The 16,966-nt window shown below is 68.6% G+C and carries 12 protein-coding genes; 6 read left to right on the top strand and 6 right to left on the bottom strand.

Annotated features, from left to right (window positions below; all coding sequences use genetic code 11):
* Positions 1-5: 5 nt before the first annotated feature.
* The 3 genes from H7F53_RS00135 to H7F53_RS00125 form a co-directional block, all read right to left on the bottom strand.
* Positions 6-1,286 (bottom strand): MFS transporter, encoded by a 1,281-nt coding sequence (locus tag H7F53_RS00135; RefSeq protein ID WP_185677445.1) that lies wholly within the window; start codon positions 1,284-1,286, stop codon positions 6-8.
* A 50-nt stretch (positions 1,287-1,336) separates the two neighbouring features.
* A complete protein-coding gene (locus tag H7F53_RS00130; RefSeq protein WP_185677444.1) occupies positions 1,337-2,137 on the bottom strand; it encodes a 2-keto-4-pentenoate hydratase in 801 nt (266 codons plus the stop codon).
* 88 nt (positions 2,138-2,225) lie between these two features.
* Positions 2,226-3,704: a UxaA family hydrolase gene (locus H7F53_RS00125; protein ID WP_185677443.1), complete on the bottom strand. Its 1,479-nt coding sequence runs from the start codon at positions 3,702-3,704 to the stop codon at positions 2,226-2,228.
* A 110-nt stretch (positions 3,705-3,814) separates the two neighbouring features.
* Between H7F53_RS00125 and H7F53_RS00120 the strand changes: the two genes are divergently transcribed.
* On the top strand, positions 3,815-4,837 hold the full coding sequence (locus H7F53_RS00120) for a LacI family DNA-binding transcriptional regulator (RefSeq protein ID WP_185677442.1): 1,023 nt from the start codon (positions 3,815-3,817) through the stop codon (positions 4,835-4,837).
* A gap of 52 nt (positions 4,838-4,889) precedes the next feature.
* On the opposite strand, the gene H7F53_RS00115 is transcribed toward H7F53_RS00120, so the two are convergent.
* Entirely contained in the window at positions 4,890-7,538 is a 2,649-nt protein-coding gene (locus tag H7F53_RS00115) for a TonB-dependent receptor plug domain-containing protein (protein ID WP_246438362.1), read from the bottom strand.
* Positions 7,539-7,927: 389 nt separating this feature from the next.
* On the opposite strand from H7F53_RS00115, the gene kduI reads away from it, so the two are divergent.
* From kduI to H7F53_RS00095, 4 genes are read left to right on the top strand one after another with little or no spacing between them, the layout of a single operon-like run.
* On the top strand, positions 7,928-8,764 hold the full coding sequence (kduI, locus tag H7F53_RS00110; protein WP_185677441.1) for a 5-dehydro-4-deoxy-D-glucuronate isomerase: 837 nt from the start codon (positions 7,928-7,930) through the stop codon (positions 8,762-8,764).
* A gap of 11 nt (positions 8,765-8,775) precedes the next feature.
* Positions 8,776-9,531: a 2-dehydro-3-deoxy-D-gluconate 5-dehydrogenase KduD gene (gene kduD, locus H7F53_RS00105; protein WP_185677440.1), complete on the top strand. Its 756-nt coding sequence runs from the start codon at positions 8,776-8,778 to the stop codon at positions 9,529-9,531.
* Positions 9,532-9,540: 9 nt separating this feature from the next.
* Positions 9,541-10,545: a PfkB family carbohydrate kinase gene (locus tag H7F53_RS00100; RefSeq protein WP_185677439.1), complete on the top strand. Its 1,005-nt coding sequence runs from the start codon at positions 9,541-9,543 to the stop codon at positions 10,543-10,545.
* Positions 10,532-11,980 (top strand): carboxylesterase/lipase family protein, encoded by a 1,449-nt coding sequence (locus H7F53_RS00095; protein ID WP_185677438.1) that lies wholly within the window; start codon positions 10,532-10,534, stop codon positions 11,978-11,980. The genes H7F53_RS00100 and H7F53_RS00095 overlap by 14 nt, the downstream gene beginning before the upstream one ends.
* A gap of 37 nt (positions 11,981-12,017) precedes the next feature.
* Here the strand turns inward: H7F53_RS00095 and H7F53_RS00090 are convergent, their stop codons facing one another.
* Complete coding sequence (locus tag H7F53_RS00090; RefSeq protein WP_185677437.1) at positions 12,018-12,410, bottom strand: cupin domain-containing protein; 393 nt, start codon at positions 12,408-12,410, stop codon at positions 12,018-12,020.
* Positions 12,407-13,759: a pectate lyase family protein gene (locus H7F53_RS00085; protein ID WP_185677436.1), complete on the bottom strand. Its 1,353-nt coding sequence runs from the start codon at positions 13,757-13,759 to the stop codon at positions 12,407-12,409. The genes H7F53_RS00090 and H7F53_RS00085 overlap by 4 nt, the downstream gene beginning before the upstream one ends.
* A 206-nt stretch (positions 13,760-13,965) precedes the next feature.
* Here H7F53_RS00085 and H7F53_RS00080 point away from each other — a divergent pair, with 206 nt between their 5' ends.
* Complete coding sequence (locus H7F53_RS00080) at positions 13,966-16,938, top strand: TonB-dependent receptor (RefSeq protein WP_246438361.1); 2,973 nt, start codon at positions 13,966-13,968, stop codon at positions 16,936-16,938.
* Positions 16,939-16,966: the final 28 nt, after the last annotated feature.

Genomic DNA, 16,966 nt, shown 5'->3' with positions numbered 1-16,966 from the left:
AAGGATCAGTCGATCCGGACCGGCTCGAACTTCGGCGTCAGCAGGTGGATCACCAGCAAGGCGACCAGATAGGCGCTGGCCGCGATCGCGAAGATCAGCGCGTAGCTGTGCGTGGTGTCGAGGATGTATCCGGTGAACTTGGCCATGAACATGCCGCCAATCGCGCCCAGCGTCCCGCCGAAGCCGATCACCGTGCCCACCGCCGATTGCGGAAACAGGTCGCTGGGCAGGGTGTAGAGGTTGCACGAGAAGGCCTGGTGCCCGGCCGTCGCCAGCCCGATCAGCAAGACCGCCCCCCACACCGAGGAGACGTCCTGGGCGAACCAGATCGGCAGGATCAGCAGCGCGCACAGCAGCATCGTCACCTTGCGGGCGAAGTTGACGCTGCGTCCCGCCGCGATCAGGCGCGAGCTCATCCACCCGCCGGCGATGCTGCCGACGTCCGAGATCAGGTAGATCGCCGCGACCGGCAGGGCGAAGGTCTTGAGATCGAGCCCATACCGGTCCCCGAGGTAGCCCGGCAGCCAGAACAGGAAGAACCACCAGATCGGGTCGATCAGGAACTTGCCGAGCGCATAGGCCCAGGTCTCGCGCCGACCGATCACCGCCTTGAGGCCGATCCGCTGCCCGCTCGGCACCCCGTCCTGCGCGATCCACGCGCGTTCCTCGGCGCTGACCTGCGGCTTTTCGGCCGGGGGCCGGTAGATCGTCCACCACGCGATCAGCCAGGCCACACCGAAAATCCCGGTGATGTAAAAGGCCGCGCGCCAGCTCAGCCCCCAGTAGTCGATGATCAGCGCCAGCAGCAGCGGCGTCAGGATCGCCCCGATGTTCGATCCGGCGTTGAACAGACCGGTGGCATAGGCCCGCTCCTTCTGCGGGAACCACTCGGTCACCGCCTTGACCCCGGCGGGGAAATTGCCCGCCTCGCCGATTCCCAGCCCGGCGCGCGCCAGTGAGAACTGGATCGCGGACCCTGCAGCACCGTGGGCCATGTGGCCGATCGTCCAGACCACCACCGCGATGGCATAGCCCAGCCGTGCACCGAGCGCGTCGACGATCTTGCCGAAGGCCAGATAGGACACCGCATAGGCCAACTGGAAGAAGAACACGACATTGCCGTAGTCGCTCTCGCTCCAGCCTAGCTCCTTGGTCAGCGTGGGCTTGAGCACTGCGATCATCTGGCGGTCGATATAGTTGATCGTGCAGGCCGCGAAGAGCAGCGCGACGATCACCCAGCGATAACGCCCGGCGGGCTTGGACAGCGGGGCGGCGGTTGCGGTCATCGAAAGTCTCTCCCCTGGGACGCCCGCCGCTGGCGGTGCGTCCGTGCTCGCTAGCGGGTGGTGATGCGGCAGGCCACCTGGCCGAGATCGCCGAATTCGGCCACGACGTGATCGCCGGGACGGACCGGATGGACCCCCGTGACCGCCCCGGTCGAAACCCAGAGGCCGCGGCTGGCGTCGATCCCGCGCCCGGCGAGATGGGCCAGCAAGAACCGCACCGCGCCGTACGGCCCATCAAGCATCGCCGCCGCGGTGGCCGCGCCGATGACCTCACCGTTGATGACGGTGCGCACTGGCACGGCGCACAGGTCGATCGCCTGCCACTCCACCAGCGGCGCGCCGAGCACGGCGCCCAGATTGTTGCCGAAGTCCGACGCGGTGACACAGGGGCCATCCGCGTTGATCCCCGGATAGGGCGAACTGGCGATCTCGATGCCCAGCCGCACCGCATCGACGATCGCGCGGGTCGCCGCGTCGTCGGTCGGCACGGTGCCATCCCAGCCAGCCGCGACGTGCAGCATAAATTCGGCCTCGGCCGCGGCGAAGCCCTCCGCGATCACCGGCATGGCTGGTTCGGCCCCGGGCCCGGCATCCACCACCAGATCGGCGAAGATCGGACCGGCCAGGCGGTTGGCACCGAGCGCCGCCTCGTAAGGCGGGTTGATCCGCCCGACCTTCCAGCCGGCGACGGGCCGGCCGTCGAGCGCGAGCGCGCGGTCCTGGATGGCATAGGCACCAGCGAGGTCGCCAGGGCGCTCGCCCGGATAGGCGTCGAGGGCGCGCCGCGCGTGCCGGGCCGCCACGAAAGCGGCTGCGATCTGATCAGCCTGGTCGGTCAAACTCGATCCCATGATTGTATCTTCGCTGTTGAGGTGCGCCTATAGGAAACCGGTGTCAATGGCAAGAACCTGCCATCATTGCGGGTACGATCAGGGTCGGTCAGAGCGTCACCCCGCGCTTCCAGATCGCGATCGCGCGCTGCCCGGCGCGCTCGGCGGCCGTCGGCGCGCCGCTCGCCACGGCCAGCAGACGGTCGAGGAAGGCCGCATCGGCGGCCGCGGTTCCGGCAGTCAGCACGCAGCCCGCGTCGAAATCGATCCAGTGTGGCTTGGCCTCGGCCAGAGCGGGATTCGAAGCCACCTTGACCGTCGGCACGGGGAAGCCCAGCGGCGTACCCCGCCCGGTGGTGAAGAGCACCAGGGTCGCCCCGGCCGCGGCAAGCGCGGTGGAGGACACCGCATCGTTGCCCGGTGCTTCGAGCAACGCAAGGCCCGGGGCCGTGGCCTGAGCACCATAGCCGATCACGCTGGCCAGCGGCGCCTGCCCGGCCTTCTGCACCGCTCCGGCCGATTTCTCCTCAAGCGTGGTGATCCCGCCGGCGAGGTTGCCCGGCGAGGGATTCTCCGACACCGGCAGCCCCTGGTCGAGATAGTAGCGCTTGAAGCGGTTGATCAGGTCAGCCCCGGCGGCGAACACCTCGGGGCTGACCGCGCGGTCGAGCAGGGCCTGCTCGGCGCCGAAGATCTCGGGGATCTCGGTCAGGATGGCGCGGCCTCCGGCGGCGCAGAGGCGGTCGGTCAGGCGCCCCAGCAAGGGATTGGCGGTCAGCCCGGAAAACCCGTCCGAGCCGCCGCACTTCAGCCCCACCGTCAGCGCGGCGAGCGGCAGCGCACGGCGCGCGGCATCGGCGATCGGCGCGGCCAGCTCGTCGATCAGCCGTGCCGCGGCGGCCAGCTCGTCGCCCGCGCTCTGGCTCGAGAGCACCCTTACCTTGCCGCGCGCCGCCTCGGGCACGGCGGCGAGCAGGGCATCGAGCTGGTTCGATTCGCAGCCCAGGCCGAGCAGCAGCACGCCCCCGGCATTGGGGTTATCGGCGAGACCGGCGAGCAGCGCGCGGGTCCCGGCCAGATCGTCGCCCAGCTGCGAGCAGCCGTGCGGATGGGGAAAGGCATGGACCCCGTCGATCCGTCCCGCGTGGCGCTCGCGCGCAGCGCGGGCGATTTCCTCGGCGGTCAGCCCGACGCAGCCCACCGTGGGCAGGATCCAGATCTCGTTGCGCGTCGCGGCGCGGCCGTCGGCGCGAAGATAGCCTTGCCAGGTGGCGGCGGTGGCTGGCGCCTGCACCGCCGCGGCCGGCGCCCGGGCATAGGCCCGCTCGCCCGCCAGCGCGGTGGCGCAATTGTGGACGTGGACGTGCTCACCTGGCGCAATCGGCCGGGTCGCGCGACCGATCGCCAGCCCGTACTTGCGCACCTCATCGCCTACGGCATGGGCGGTCAGCGCCAGCTTGTGGCCGCGTTCGACCGGCTCGCGCAGCGTCACCCCGAGCAGGTGCTCGCCCGCACCGAGTGGACGCAGCGCCACGGCCACCGAATCGTCAGCATGAATGCGCAGGGCAGCGGGGGGATCTTGCGACATGGGCGATTCCGACTATGGTAACCGGTGTCAACATTGCCTTGCAGGGCAGGGGAAGGCAAGGGTCACGGGCGACCGGGCTTGCCGGCGGGGGTACGAAAGGGATGGCGGGCATGCCGCGGACACGCGAAGCGAAGCCGACGATCAACGACGTCGCTCGGCTCTCGGGCGTGTCGAAGAAAACCGTCAGCCGGGTGATCAACCGCTCACCCCTGCTCAACGACGCCACCCGCGAGAAGGTCGAGGCGGTCATCGCCGAGCTTGGCTATGTTCCCAATCCCCAGGCGCGCGCGCTCGCGCTGCGGCGCAACTTCGTGCTCGGGATGATCTACGACAACCCGAACGCGCAGATGGTGCTCAACTTCCAGGAGGGCGTGCTCGACGCGATCCGCGATAGCGAGTACGCGCTGGTCATCCATCCGGTCGACCGCCACAGCCCGGCCCTGTTCGATGACATCCGCCGGTTCATCGAACACCAGCGGCTGTCCGGGGTGATGATCCTGCCCCCGCTGTCCGAGAACGACGCCTTCGCCGCGCTGTTCGACGAACTGGGCTGCGCCTATGTCCGGATGGGTTCGGCCGAACTCGCTGATGCGGTCCACCTCGTCCAGTCGAACGACCGCGAAGGCGTGCGCGAGGCGGTCGCCTGCCTGATCGGCGAGGGGCATCGGCGCATCGGCCTGGTCGAAGGACCCGAGGGCTTTCGCTCGGCCGTCGAGCGGCGCGCCGGCTGGCGCGAGGCGCTTGAGGCGCATGGCCTGCCCTGCGACGAAACGCTGGTCGCGCGCGGTAACTACACCTTCGAGACCGGCAAGGCGGCCGGCGCCGCACTGCTCGACGGGCCCGCCCCGCCCACCGCGATCTTCGCCAGCAACGACGTCATGGCCGCCGGGGTCGTGCATGTCGCGCGCGAACGCGGGCTCGACGTCCCGCAGGACCTTTCGGTGGTGGGCTTCGACGACACTGCGATCGCGGCAACGATCTGGCCGCCGCTCACCACGGTCCGCTGGCCGATCCGCACGATGGCGCGCTCGGCCGCTCGCAAGCTGATCCACCCCGAAGCGGCCGGACGCGAACAATCGCGCTTCCCGACCGAATTCGTCCCCCGCGCCTCGACCGCACCGCCGCGGCGCTGACCGGCCCGTGTGCCCCGCCTGACCCGGCCTCCGACCCCGGACCGGCGCGCGTTCAGTACTTCACGCGGAGGCGGGCATACCAGAACCCGCCGTTCATCCCGAACGGCCCGCCCGAGCGGGGATAGATCTGGCCGTCGGCGAGGCTGCCGGTCAGGGCATAGATCGGGTTGCTCGCGCTGGGCGCGATGCGGTCCGGGAAGGTGTTGAACAGGTTGTTGGCCCCGACCGTCACGGTGTAGTGCTCGGCGAAGGTGTAGCTTACATCCAGATCGGTCAGGAACTTGGCCCCGAAGCGCTGACCGGCATATTCCAGCGCATTGGACCAGCTGCCGAAATAGTTGCCGCGGGCATTGACGGTGAAATTGCCGAGCTGCCAGTTGGCCGCCACGTTCAGGCGGTGCTTCGGCGCGATGTTGCGGATGAGGTCGACCTGGGCATCGCTCACCACATTGCGGTTGCGGAAAGTGACCCGGCTCTGGTTGTAGTTGTAGGCGAGCGTCAGCGCGAGCGGCCCGCCGGCGAGCGAGGTGCGATAGTTGCCGACCACGTCGAGACCGTCGGTGCTCGTGTTGAAGCCGTTGGTGAAGTAGTTGACCACGCCGTCCACCCCGACGACGGACAGGGCCGGCAGCGCGGTCAGGTTCTGCTGGGTCACGGTGAAGTTCTGCGAGATGCCGATCCGGTTGCGGACCTTGATCGAGTATCCGTCGATAGTCAGCGAAAGCCCGTCAAGCGGCTTCAGCACGATGCCCGCGCCGAAGTTGGTCGAACGCTCGGGCCGCAGCGGCGTGGCCCCGTAGAACTGCGCGATGGCGCTGGTGGTCGGGTAGGTTCCGGTCTGGACCTGGTTGCCGCCGAGGAAGTTGGTCGTGACGATCTGCGTGTTGTTCTGCCCGGGCGACGGGGCGTGGAAGCCGGTGCCGATCGTGCCGCGCAGCGAGACCGCATCGCTGACGCGGTAGAGGAAGTTGAACTTGCCGACCAACGCGCTGCCGAAGCTGGAATAGGTCTCCCAGCGGGTGGCGATGCCCGCGGTGAGCGCCTGGGTCACGTCGGCCTCGGCACCGGCGTAGAAGCCGTAGCCGACCTGGCTCGACGTGCCGGCGAAGGTCGGACTGGTGCCGCCATACCCGCTTGCCGCGGGTGACTGGGTGGCATTGACGCCGCGGTTCTGGGCATCGAGGACCCGCGTGTAGACCCCGGGCGAGACCAGGTTGTAGAGCGGCTGCACCGCATAGGGACCAGCCCCGTAGGACTGCAGGTCACCCACGGTTTTCTCGTACTGCTCGCGGCGATACTCGCTGCCGAGCGACAAGGTCACCGGGCTGGCGAAGCCAACCTCGAGCGGATAGGTGAAGTCGGCATTGAGGTTGGTTTCGCTCTGGATGAGCTTGCCGAAGTTGAAATCCCGCTGGCTCTGCGGGCCATAGGAGGCGCTGAGCGAGCCGGTCATCGCCAGGTCGAGCGAGTTGCGCGCGAACGTGGCCGACAGGTCGTAGGTGAGCCCGCTGTCGGCCGCGCCCTTGATCCCGGCATTGCCGAAGGCCTGGTCGACCTTGCCAATGAAGCGCGGGGTGAAGCCGCCCGGGTAGACCGAGGCGAAGCTGAAGGTGTTGGTATCGTTGACGAAGCCGCCCGCCGGGCAGGTCGCGTTGCCGGTCGGGCAGGGCGTCAGGAAGATCGGGTTGAAGGCCCCGTTGCGACCGGGGGACCGGGTTGATGGAGTGCCGGTGCCAATATCGACGGTGAGCGGGGTGGGCGCCGAGATCGGCGAGCGGTAGTTGAAGCTCTGGTCGGCCTCGCTGTGGGCATAGTTGAAGGTCAGGTAGAGCTTGGCGCTGTCGGTGACCTCGTAGGCGGCGTTGAGGAACAGCTTGTAGCCGTTGGCCGGTGACGAGCCCCAGATTTGTGCCGGCTTGCCGCGCGCAGCATTGGGAATGCTGGCCGCCGCAGCGGGGTTGGTCTGCGCCAGCACCACCGCGATCGGGCGGTTGGCACCGCGGCTGGTCTCGCCATTGTCGAACCATTCGCCCGACAGGTTGACGAAGCCGCGCCCACCCAGCTTGAAGCCGACATTGCCCGAGACCTGCTTGTTCGCGCCATCGCCGCGGTAGGTCTGGCCGTAGATGCCCTGAAGCTCGATCCCGGCATCGTCGCGCAACTGGTAGTTGATCACGCCGCCGATCGCGTCCGAGCCATACTGGGCCGTGGCACCGTCGCGCAGCACCTGGAGGTTCTTGATGGCGATCGCCGGGATGTTGGCGATGTCGGCGCCCTGCGCCCCGAACGACAGCGCCGTGTCGGCCCCGGTGTAGACCGAAACCAGCGCCGAACGGTTATAGCGCTTGCCGTTGATCATGATCAGGATCTGGTCCGCGCCGAGGCCGCGCAGCGAGGGCGAGCGCACGAAGGTGGAGGCATCCGAGATCGTGTTCTGCGGCACGTAGAACGAGGGCACCAGGGTCCGCACGATGTCGAGCATGTTGACCTGCGGGGCCTGCTGCAGCTCGGTCGCGCCGATCACATCGATGGGCGAGGCGGAGTCGGTCACCGAACGGTCGGTCCGCCGGGTGCCGATGATGACGATTTCCTTGTCGTCTTCCTTGGCGGCGGCAGCCTGCGGCGCCTGCGCCAGAGCGGGCGTACCGAAAGCGCCGAGCGAAATGGAGGCAAGCAGGGCGAAGCGGGTCATGGCAACCATCAGTGGCTCCTAAGCTCTTGGTCTGGGCTGGCGCGGCTCTCCTCCGCACGGCACCAAGCTAGCGCCTCGCGGCGCGCTGCCAAGATCGTCTTTCCGGATTCTGCAGATGTGTTGCTGAATAGATACAGATTATGGCAGAGTAATTTCGATGCAAATCGTTGCCTTAATGCAGACATTTCAAGGCATTCATATGATAAAACGGATTTTTATAGAGGTCATAAGTGTCCATAATCCATTTATGCTGCTTCGCACCATAAAATGCTGCAGTACTCGTTTGTGCTGCGTTGCAGCACAAGGCCAAGCCGGCGACCGCTCGTCAACTCGCGACTTGATCGCAGCCATGACACCGGTTACCTAGCGCACCAGGACAGCCTCCGGGAGACCTTCCAGTGTTTTGCAAGACCTATCACGCCACCCATCCCGACATGATGGCCGGCGTCTCGAACGCCGAGCTGCGCGACCGCTATCTCGTCACCGGGATGTTCGAGACCGGACAGGTCCGGCTGAACTACTCGCACAACGAGCGCTTCGTCATCGGTGGCGCCGTTCCGGCCGGAGCCGTGCTCAAGCTGCCCGACCAGACCGCCCCGGCCAGCGCTGCCGGCCACCCCTTCCTCGAGCGGCGCGAGGCCGGGATCGTGAACATTGGCGGCCCGGGCGCGATCACGGTCGATGGCCAGCGCTTCGAGATGGGCAACAAGGAATGCCTCTACGTCCCGATGGGCAGCGCCGAGGTCCTGTTCGAGGGCGCCGAGGCGCGCTTCTACATCGCTTCGGTACCGGCACACAAAACCTGCCCGATCAAGCACATCACCCTCGATCAGGCCAACCCGCTGGCGCGCGGCGACCTGGCAAACTCGAACCAGCGGACGATCTACCAGCTGGTCATCCCCGGTGTCTGCGAGAGCGCCCAGCTGTTGCTCGGGCTGACCGTGCTGGAAGAAGGCTCGGTGTGGAACACCATGCCGCCGCACCTCCATGACCGGCGCAGCGAGATCTATCTCTACTTCGACCTCGCCGAGCCGACCGACCGCGTGTTCCACTACATGGGCGAACCTGACCAGATGCGCCATCTGGTGATCGCCAACGAGGAAGCGGTGATCAGCCCGCCGTGGTCGATCCACATGGGCTCGGGCACCAAGAAGTACGCTTTCATCTGGGCCATGGGCGGGGAGAACCTCGACTATACCGACATGAACGTGCTCGACATCTGCCAGCTGAACTAGGGACCGGAGCGATGACGATCTCGTTCGATCTCGCCGGCAAGGTGGCGCTGGTCACCGGCGCCAACACCGGCATCGGCCAGGCCATCGCGGTCGCCCTGGCCGAGGCCGGGGCTGACGTGGCGCTGGCCGGTCGCAGCGAACCGGCCGAGACCCTCGCCCGGCTGGCCGCGACCGGACGGCGCACGCTCGACCTGCGCGTCGACCTCTCCTCGACCGCTCCGATCGAAGGTCTGGTCGAGCAGGTCCTCGCCGCCTTTGGGCGGATCGACGTGCTGGTCAACAACGCCGGGATCATCCGCCGCGCCGATCTGCTCGACTTCAGCGAGGCCGACTGGGACGCCGTGCTCGACACCAACCTCAAGGTCCTGTTCTTCCTGAGCCAGGCCGTGGCGCGGGGAATGGTCGCGCGCGGCTCGGGCAAGATCGTCAACATCGCCTCGCTGCTCAGCTTCCAGGGCGGCATCCGCGTGCCCAGCTATGCGGCGGCCAAGTCGGGCGTGGCCGGGGTCACCCGCGCCATGGCCAACGAGCTCGCCGCCAAGGGGGTGCAGGTCAACGCGATCGCGCCGGGCTACATCGCCACCAACAACACCGCTGCGCTGCAGTCCGACGAGACCCGCAGCCGGCAGATCCTCGAACGCATCCCGGCGGGGCGCTGGGGCCGACCGGAGGACATCGCCGGAACCGCCGTGTTCCTCGCCTCGCCCGCGGCCGACTATGTCACCGGCCAGATCCTGGCGGTCGACGGCGGGTGGATGGCGCGGTAGCCTGCGCGCATGACCGTCACCTGCTTCGGCGAGCTGTTGCTGCGCCTCACCCCGCCGGGCCTGCAGCAACTGGCCCAGACCAACAGCCTCGACCTGATCGTCGGCGGCGCCGAAGCCAATGTCGCGGCGGCGCTCGCCTCGCTGGGTCACCCGGTGCGCTTCGCCGGGCTGGTCAGCGACAATCCGCTGGGCGACCGCGCGCTGGCCGCGCTGCGCGCCGCGGGGATCGATACCAGCCAGCTGGCGCGCGGCGCCGGGCGCATGGGGCTCTATTTCCTCGAGGCCGGAGCGGGCGCCCGCGCGGCGCAGATCACCTATGACCGCGCCGGCAGCGCCTTCGCCCTCGCCCGGCCCGAAACGATCGACTTCGCGGCGGCACTGGCCGGTGCCCGCCTGTTGCACACCGGCGGAATCACGCCGGCGCTCGGTCCGGGCGGGGTGGCGCTGGCCCGCGCGGCGCAGGCCGCGGCGCGGAACGCCGGGGTGCCGATCTGCTTCGACGGCAACTACCGCGCCCAGCTGTGGTCCGCCTGGGACAGCGATCCCGCCGCGATCCTGCGCGAGCTGGTCGCCGATGCAACGATCCTGATCGGCAACCACCGCGACATCTCGCTGCTGCTCGGCACCAGCTTCTCGGGCGACGGCGCCGATCGCCGGCGCGAGGCCGCGCAGGCCGCCTTCGCGGCCTTCCCGCGGCTCGAGCTGATCGCCTCGACGGCGCGCCACATCATCACCAGCGACCACCACCGCATCGCCGCGCGGGTCGACCGGCGCGACAGCTGGCACCAGACCGACGAACTCGACGTGACCGGCATCGTCGACCGCATCGGCACCGGCGACGCCTTCGCCGCCGGTGTCCTCCACCAGTGGCTCGAGCAGGGCGATTGCCGCGCCATGGCGGAAAGCGGGCTGGCCTTGGCCGCGCTCAAGCACGCCCTGCCCGGGGACATGGCCCTGGTCTCGCGCGGGATGCTCGCGGGCTTCTCCCCCTCTGGCGGCGATGTCCGCCGCTAAGCCGGCGGCGGCGGGTGGGCTGACCCGCCGGGCCATGCTGGCCACAGGCCTTGCCACCGTGGCCGCGGACCGGGTCGGCGCGGCCCCGTCCGATCGCGCCCTACCGGTGCGGCGCTTCCTGGGCATCCGCTATGCCGAGGCGGAGCGCTTTGCCGCCCCGCGCCTGGTCGCCGACCGCGCCCCGCTCGGCCGCTTCGGCCCGGCCTGCCCGCAAGGCGGCGGCGCCTACCAGCCGCAGGACGAGGCCTGCCAGTACCTCAACGTCTGGGCCCCGGCCGATGCACCGCGCGGCGGGCTGCCGGTCCTGGCCTACATCCACGGCGGAGCCTATTCGAACGGCTCGGTCACCGATCCGCTCAACGACGGGGCGCGGCTGGCTGCCGCGGGTGTGGTGGTGGTGACGATCAACCACCGGCTCAACGCGCTGGGCTATCTCTATCTGCCCGACCGTTTCCCCGACAGCGGCAATGCTGGCCAGCTCGACCTGGTCTGCGCGCTGCGCTGGATCCAGGCCCGGATCGCCGACTTCGGCGGCGATCCGGGCAACGTCACCCTGTTCGGCCAGTCCGGCGGCGGAGCGAAGATCGCCACGCTGATGGCCATGCCGGCAGCGCGCGGCCTGTTCCACAAGGCGATCACGATGAGCGGCCAGCAGGTTACGGCCAGCGGCCCGCTCCATGCCCGCCAGCGCGCCGAGGCCGTGCTCGGACGGCTTGGCGGCGATCCGGCGACGGTGCCGGCCGCGGCGCTGATCGCCGCGCTGGCCGTGCCCGATCCGATCCTTGGCGGCGGTGTCTACATGGGGCCGGTCCTCGACATGCGGCACCTGTCGCGCCACCCGTTCTGGCCCGAACCGGCGCCCGAGGGACGCACCATCCCGATGCTGCTTGGCAATACCGTGGCCGAGACCCGCGCCTTCTTCCCCCCCGGTCATCCCAGGTTGCAGGGGCTGGACTGGGACAATCTAGCCATGCGGGTCGGGCCGGAGATGAAGGTCGATATCGATCCGGCCTGGACTGTCGCCCAGTTCCGGGCGCGCTATCCAGCGGATCCGCCCGAGGCCCTGTTCCACCGGGTGGTCACCGCCGCGCGGTCATGGCGTGGCCAGGTGGAGGAGGCCGATGCCCGGGCCCGCGCCGGGCTGCGCCGGACGTGGGTCTATCAACTTGATTTCGCGCAGGCCAAGCACACCGACGACATCGGCCTCGCCTTCGGCACCACTGCTACCGAAGGCCCGGCGCGCGCGGCGATGAGCGCGCGGCTGATGGCCGCCTTCGTGCGCTTTGCCCGCCGGGGCGATCCGGGCTGGGCGCCCTATACCCTGCCCCGGCGCGAAACCATGGTGTTCGACACGGTCAGCCGGGTGGTCAACGATCCGCGCCAGTGGGAGCGCGAGCTGTTCGCGCGGGTGCCCTATATCCAGCCGGGCAGCTAGCCGACCATGCAGGCCGGGCCGGGATGGTGCGGGATGATCAGGGCGCCGGGTTGGGATAGGCGATGATCAGCGACAGCGGCTGCCGCCCGCGCTGCCAGATCCCCACCACCGCGCCCCGGTAAAGATAGGCCGCCATGCCCGGCCGCAGCGCACGGCGCACTCCGTCGGACAGGACCTCGCCCTGCCCGGCCAGCACATAGTAGACCTCGTCATGGGCGATCGGATGGGCACCGATGGCCGCGCCGCGGTGCAGGATGCGCCGGCGGAACTCCATCGCGCGCGGGGCCGGCACCGCGTCCGAGATGCGGTAGGCGGTCGACCGGCCGATCGCGCCGTGCGGCGGGGGCTCCTCGCGCCGGGTGTCCGCCTCGTCGACCACCACCATCGCCGGGGCCGCCGCCAGCAGCGCCGCGGCGAGGGCCAGGCTCACTGCCCCGCGCCCTGCCGCGAGCCGAGGTCACGCGGCGAGAGCTTCTCCTGCGCCCCGGCCTTCTCGCCGGGATAGGCTCCGGCCTTCGGGGTCATCGTGGCGAGGTCCCAGGCGGCCGGATCGAAGGCAGCGCGGGTTTCCTTGATCACCGGATAGCCCGGGCCCACCTCGTGCTCGTCATCGATGATGTCGCCACGGCCCTCGGCCACGAAGAACAGGACGCGGATGTCGTCCGGCGCGCGATCCCACGGGCGGGCGCCGACGGTCTGCAGCACACTGGTCTCGACCGCACCCGAGGGCAGGATGTCGTAGCCGGCCAGGCTGGCGAGCGGGGCCTTGGCCGGGAGCAGCCGCGCGCGGGTCTCGCCATAGCGGCCGAACATCGGCAGCGGCTGGCCGAAGCGGTCGACCGCGCGGTTGTCGCGGCCGTAGTAGGCCAGATCGCCGTCGCCGCCGAGCGCCAGGAAAGGCAGACCGGGATCGGTATCGTTGCCGCCGCGCAGGACGTTGCCCACCGCGGTGATCTCGCCGGTGACATAGTCATGTCCGGTCCATTCGAGATTCATCAGGTTGTAGTGCACCGCGCGGTGGCCGGGATTGTAGATCAGGTTGTTGATCATCAGCACCTGGGCCCCGCCCTTGACCAGCGGCGCGCGCTCGACGTTGTGGGCGAAGACGTTGCGGTAGAACACGATGCCGGTGGCATTGTCGTGGATCAGGCTGCCCTTCGAATGCTCGCCTTTCGGGTGGCTGGCGAAGGCCAGGCCCTCGGCCGCCAGATTGTTGCGGAAGACGATGTCGTGGCTGGTGTTCCGCCGCCATTCCTCAACCGTGGCGCCGTTGAAGCGCGGGCCCGAGGCCGACATGTTCTCGTCCAGCGCCCAGAGGAAGCTGCAGTGCTCGACGATCACGTGGTGCGCGGCGACCGTGGAGAAGGCGTCCGCCTCCCACCCGGAATAGTGTGGCTGGCCATCGGCGCCGGTCATCACCCGCAGGTGGCTGATGATCACATCGTGGCCCTTCAGATCGATCCCGCCGCGGATGATCGTGACCCCGGGCGAGGGCGCGGTCTGCCCGGCGATGGTCAGGTAGGGCTCGGTGATGGTCAGGGTCTCGCGGCCCAGATCGATGGCTCCGGCGACCTCGAACACCACGATCCGCGGGCCCTTGGCCTCGACCGCCTCCTTGAGCGAGCCGGGGCCATCCTTGGCTAGGGTGGTGACCCGGATGATTCGACCCCCGGCCCCGCCACGGGTGACCTCAGGGGGCGCGGCAAGGGCCCCGCTAGACCCGACAAGAGCCTGCAGAACCAACAGGATAGCTGCAATTGCGAGGCGCCAGTCACGCATTGTCCAATCTCCCATGCCACACTTCTTGACAGAGCCCGCAGGACAGGGCAATTAAAAATGACACCGGTTACCTAGAGCCGGGACAGGTTGGCGCCACAGCGGCGCAACGGGGAGTTGTGGGTGTCGGGGCAGGATCCCTTTTGGTCCATCCGTTCCTGACACCGGTATCAATGCTAATCGCCGCAAAGGCGTCGAGGGGAATGGGAATGGGCAAGGACATTGCAGGGCGGTCGGTTTCGGGGCTTTCGCTGCTCAAGCTGGCGCTGATCGCAGGCACGGCGCTGGCAGGGCCGACCGCGCTGCGCGCGCAGGACGCGGCGCCCACCCCGGCCGCGCCGGCACCCGCCGCCGAGGCGGCGGCCGAGGAGGCCAGCGCGTCGGACATCGTCGTCACCGGCTTCCGCCAGTCGCTCGAGAAGGCGCTCAATGTGAAGCGCATCTCGGTCGCCGCGGTCGACGCGATCGTGGCCGAGGACATCGCCAAGTTCCCCGACCAGAACCTGGCCGAATCGCTGCAGCGCATTCCCGGCATCTCGATCGTGCGTGACGCTGGCGAAGGCCGCGCGATCACCGTGCGCGGCCTCGGCTCGCAGTTCACCCGCGTCCGCCTGAACGGGCTGGAGACCATCGCGACCTCGACCGACGGCGCCAGCGCCAACCGCGACCGCGCCTTCGATTTCAACATTTTCGCCTCGGAACTGTTCAGCAGCCTGGTCGTCCACAAGACCGCCGAGGCCAGCCTCGACGAAGGGTCGCTGGGCGCGGTGGTCGATCTGAACACCGGCAACCCGCTGGCCGGCAAGGCCGGGCTCCACGGCGCGTTCTCGGCCGTGGCCTCCTACAACGACCTGGCCAAGAAGACCGGTCCGCGCCTCGCCGGCCTGCTCAGCTGGCGCAACGATGCCGGGACCTTCGGCGCCTCGATCTCGGCCGCCTATTCGAAGATCTACACGCTGCAGATGGGCAACAACACCGTGCGCTGGGCCCAGGCCCGGTTCGACTCGGTCGACGGGACGCCCTGCTTCGCCAACACCACCGGCAGCATCGCCGCCGGCACCCTCGCCTATACCACGGCGCGCCCGAACAGCGGCGGCACCTACCGGCCCAGCGCGGCCTGCGACCGGGCGACCCTGTCGTTCCACCCGCGCATCCCGCGCTATGGCGAGATCAACCACATGCGCGAGCGCCTTGGCGTTACCGGCTCGGTCCAGTTCGAGCCGACCGAGAAGACCAAGTTCTCGCTCGACGCGCTGTTCTCGCGCTTCAAGGAAAACCGCGGCGAGAAGTGGGGCGAGGTCCTGCTGCGTTCGAACGAGCGCTCGGTCGACGTGGTCAACCCGGTCTATGACGCCAACAACAACATGATCAAGGCGACGCTCAACGACGCCTGGGTCCGCACCGAGAACTACCTGCGTCAGAGCTCGACCGAGTTCTACCAGGTCGGCCTGACCTGGGACCAGGACGTCAGCGACAAGCTGCGCTTCACCCTGGTCGGCGGCGTCTCGAAGTCGGATGCCGACATCCCGGTCGAGACGACGATCATGTTCGACGATCGCGACGCGCAGGGCTACAGCTACGACTACACCGACATGCGCCGTCCGAAGCTCACCTTCGGCACCAGCGTGACCGATCCGGCGAATTTCCAGCTCGCCGAGATCCGCGACCGCCCGTCGAACACCACCAACCGCTTCAAGACCGTGCAGTTGCGCACCGAGTGGGACGTCACCGAGGACTTCCAGATCAAGCTGGGCGGCGTGTGGCGGCGCTTCAACTTCGACGTGGCGGCCTATACCCGTGACGCCTCGGTCTGCGGCAACGGCGGCACCAGCGTGGTCACCAGCACCTCGGGCACGATCGCCTGCTCGCTCACCTCGGTATTCGGGCCGACCGCGATCTACGGCTTCCAGGTGACCCCGGCCCTGTCCGAGCTGTTCACTCTGCGGCCCTCGGGCCAGCCGGCCGGCAACACCAACCAGTGGCTGGTCGCCAACCTGCCTGCCGCCGCGGCCTTCACCCAGCTCTACAGCCGGCCGCTGGTCGCCGATGCCGGCAACATCCGCGGCGTGACCGAGGAAACCCGCGGCGGCTATCTCCAGGCCGACGCCAAGGGCAACCTGCTCGGGCTGGACTATGCGCTGAACTTCGGCGTCCGCTACGTGAAGACGCTGCAGAGCTCGTACGGCCTGGTCGGGACGGTCAACAACACTGTCAAGCGCAGCTACGACAACTGGCTCCCGGCGATCAACGTGGCGCTCTATCCGACCCAGTCGGTGATCATCCGCGGCGCGGTGGCCGACGTCATCACGCGGCCCTCGCTTGGCGCACTGACCCCGGGCGGCTCGGCCGACGGGTTCAACCAGCGCGTCAACACCGGCAACCCCAACCTCGACCCGTTCCGCGCGACCAACTACGACCTCTCGTTCGAATGGTACTTCGCACCGGGCGCGATCGCCTCGGTCGCCCTGTTCAAGAAGGACGTGAAGACCTTCACCCAGGCCGGTTCGATTACCGGGCTGACCTATGCCCAGACCGGCGCGCCGGTTTCGGCGCTCAACCCCTCGTCGCCGGCGGCCCAGTCGATCGGTACGGTCAACGACCAGCTGATCCAGCCGATCTGGACGCTCCAGACCACGATCAACGGCTCGGGTGCAGCCCTGAAAGGCGTGGAACTGGCCCTGCAGCTGCCCTTCAATGTCTTCACCGACAGCGGCCTGCTGCAGCACTTCGGCGTGATCGCCAACGCGACCTTCATCGACTCGAGCGCGACCTTCAACCTGCAAGGGCCGATCACCAGTGCCTTCGTGCCGACCACCGGCGCACTTGGCCCGCTCAGCAACGTGACCGTGGTCAACACCCTGGCCAACGTCTCGCGGACCGCCTGGAACGGCACGATCTACTACGATGACGGCAAGTTCTCGGCCCGCGCGATGGTCAGCTACCGCGGCCGCTTCCACGAGGGTGCCTCGGGCACCGGCAACCTGCTGGAAGGCTTTGGCGCCACCACCAACCTCGATGCCTCGATCCGCTACAAGCTGACCGACAACATCGAGATCTCGCTGGAAGGCAACAACCTGCTCGACACCTACCGCTACCGCTTCACCGACTGGGACGCTGACCGCAACTACGAGAACAACCACTTCGGCCGGATCATCATGGCGGGGGCACGCTTCCGTTACTGACCCGACCAGCCTTCCACACCCCCGGGAC

The organism is Novosphingobium piscinae (assembly GCF_014230355.1).
Lineage (GTDB): Bacteria > Pseudomonadota > Alphaproteobacteria > Sphingomonadales > Sphingomonadaceae > Novosphingobium > Novosphingobium piscinae.
The sequence above is the reverse complement of the archived record's forward strand: the minus strand, read 5'-3'. Positions and strand labels throughout refer to the sequence as shown.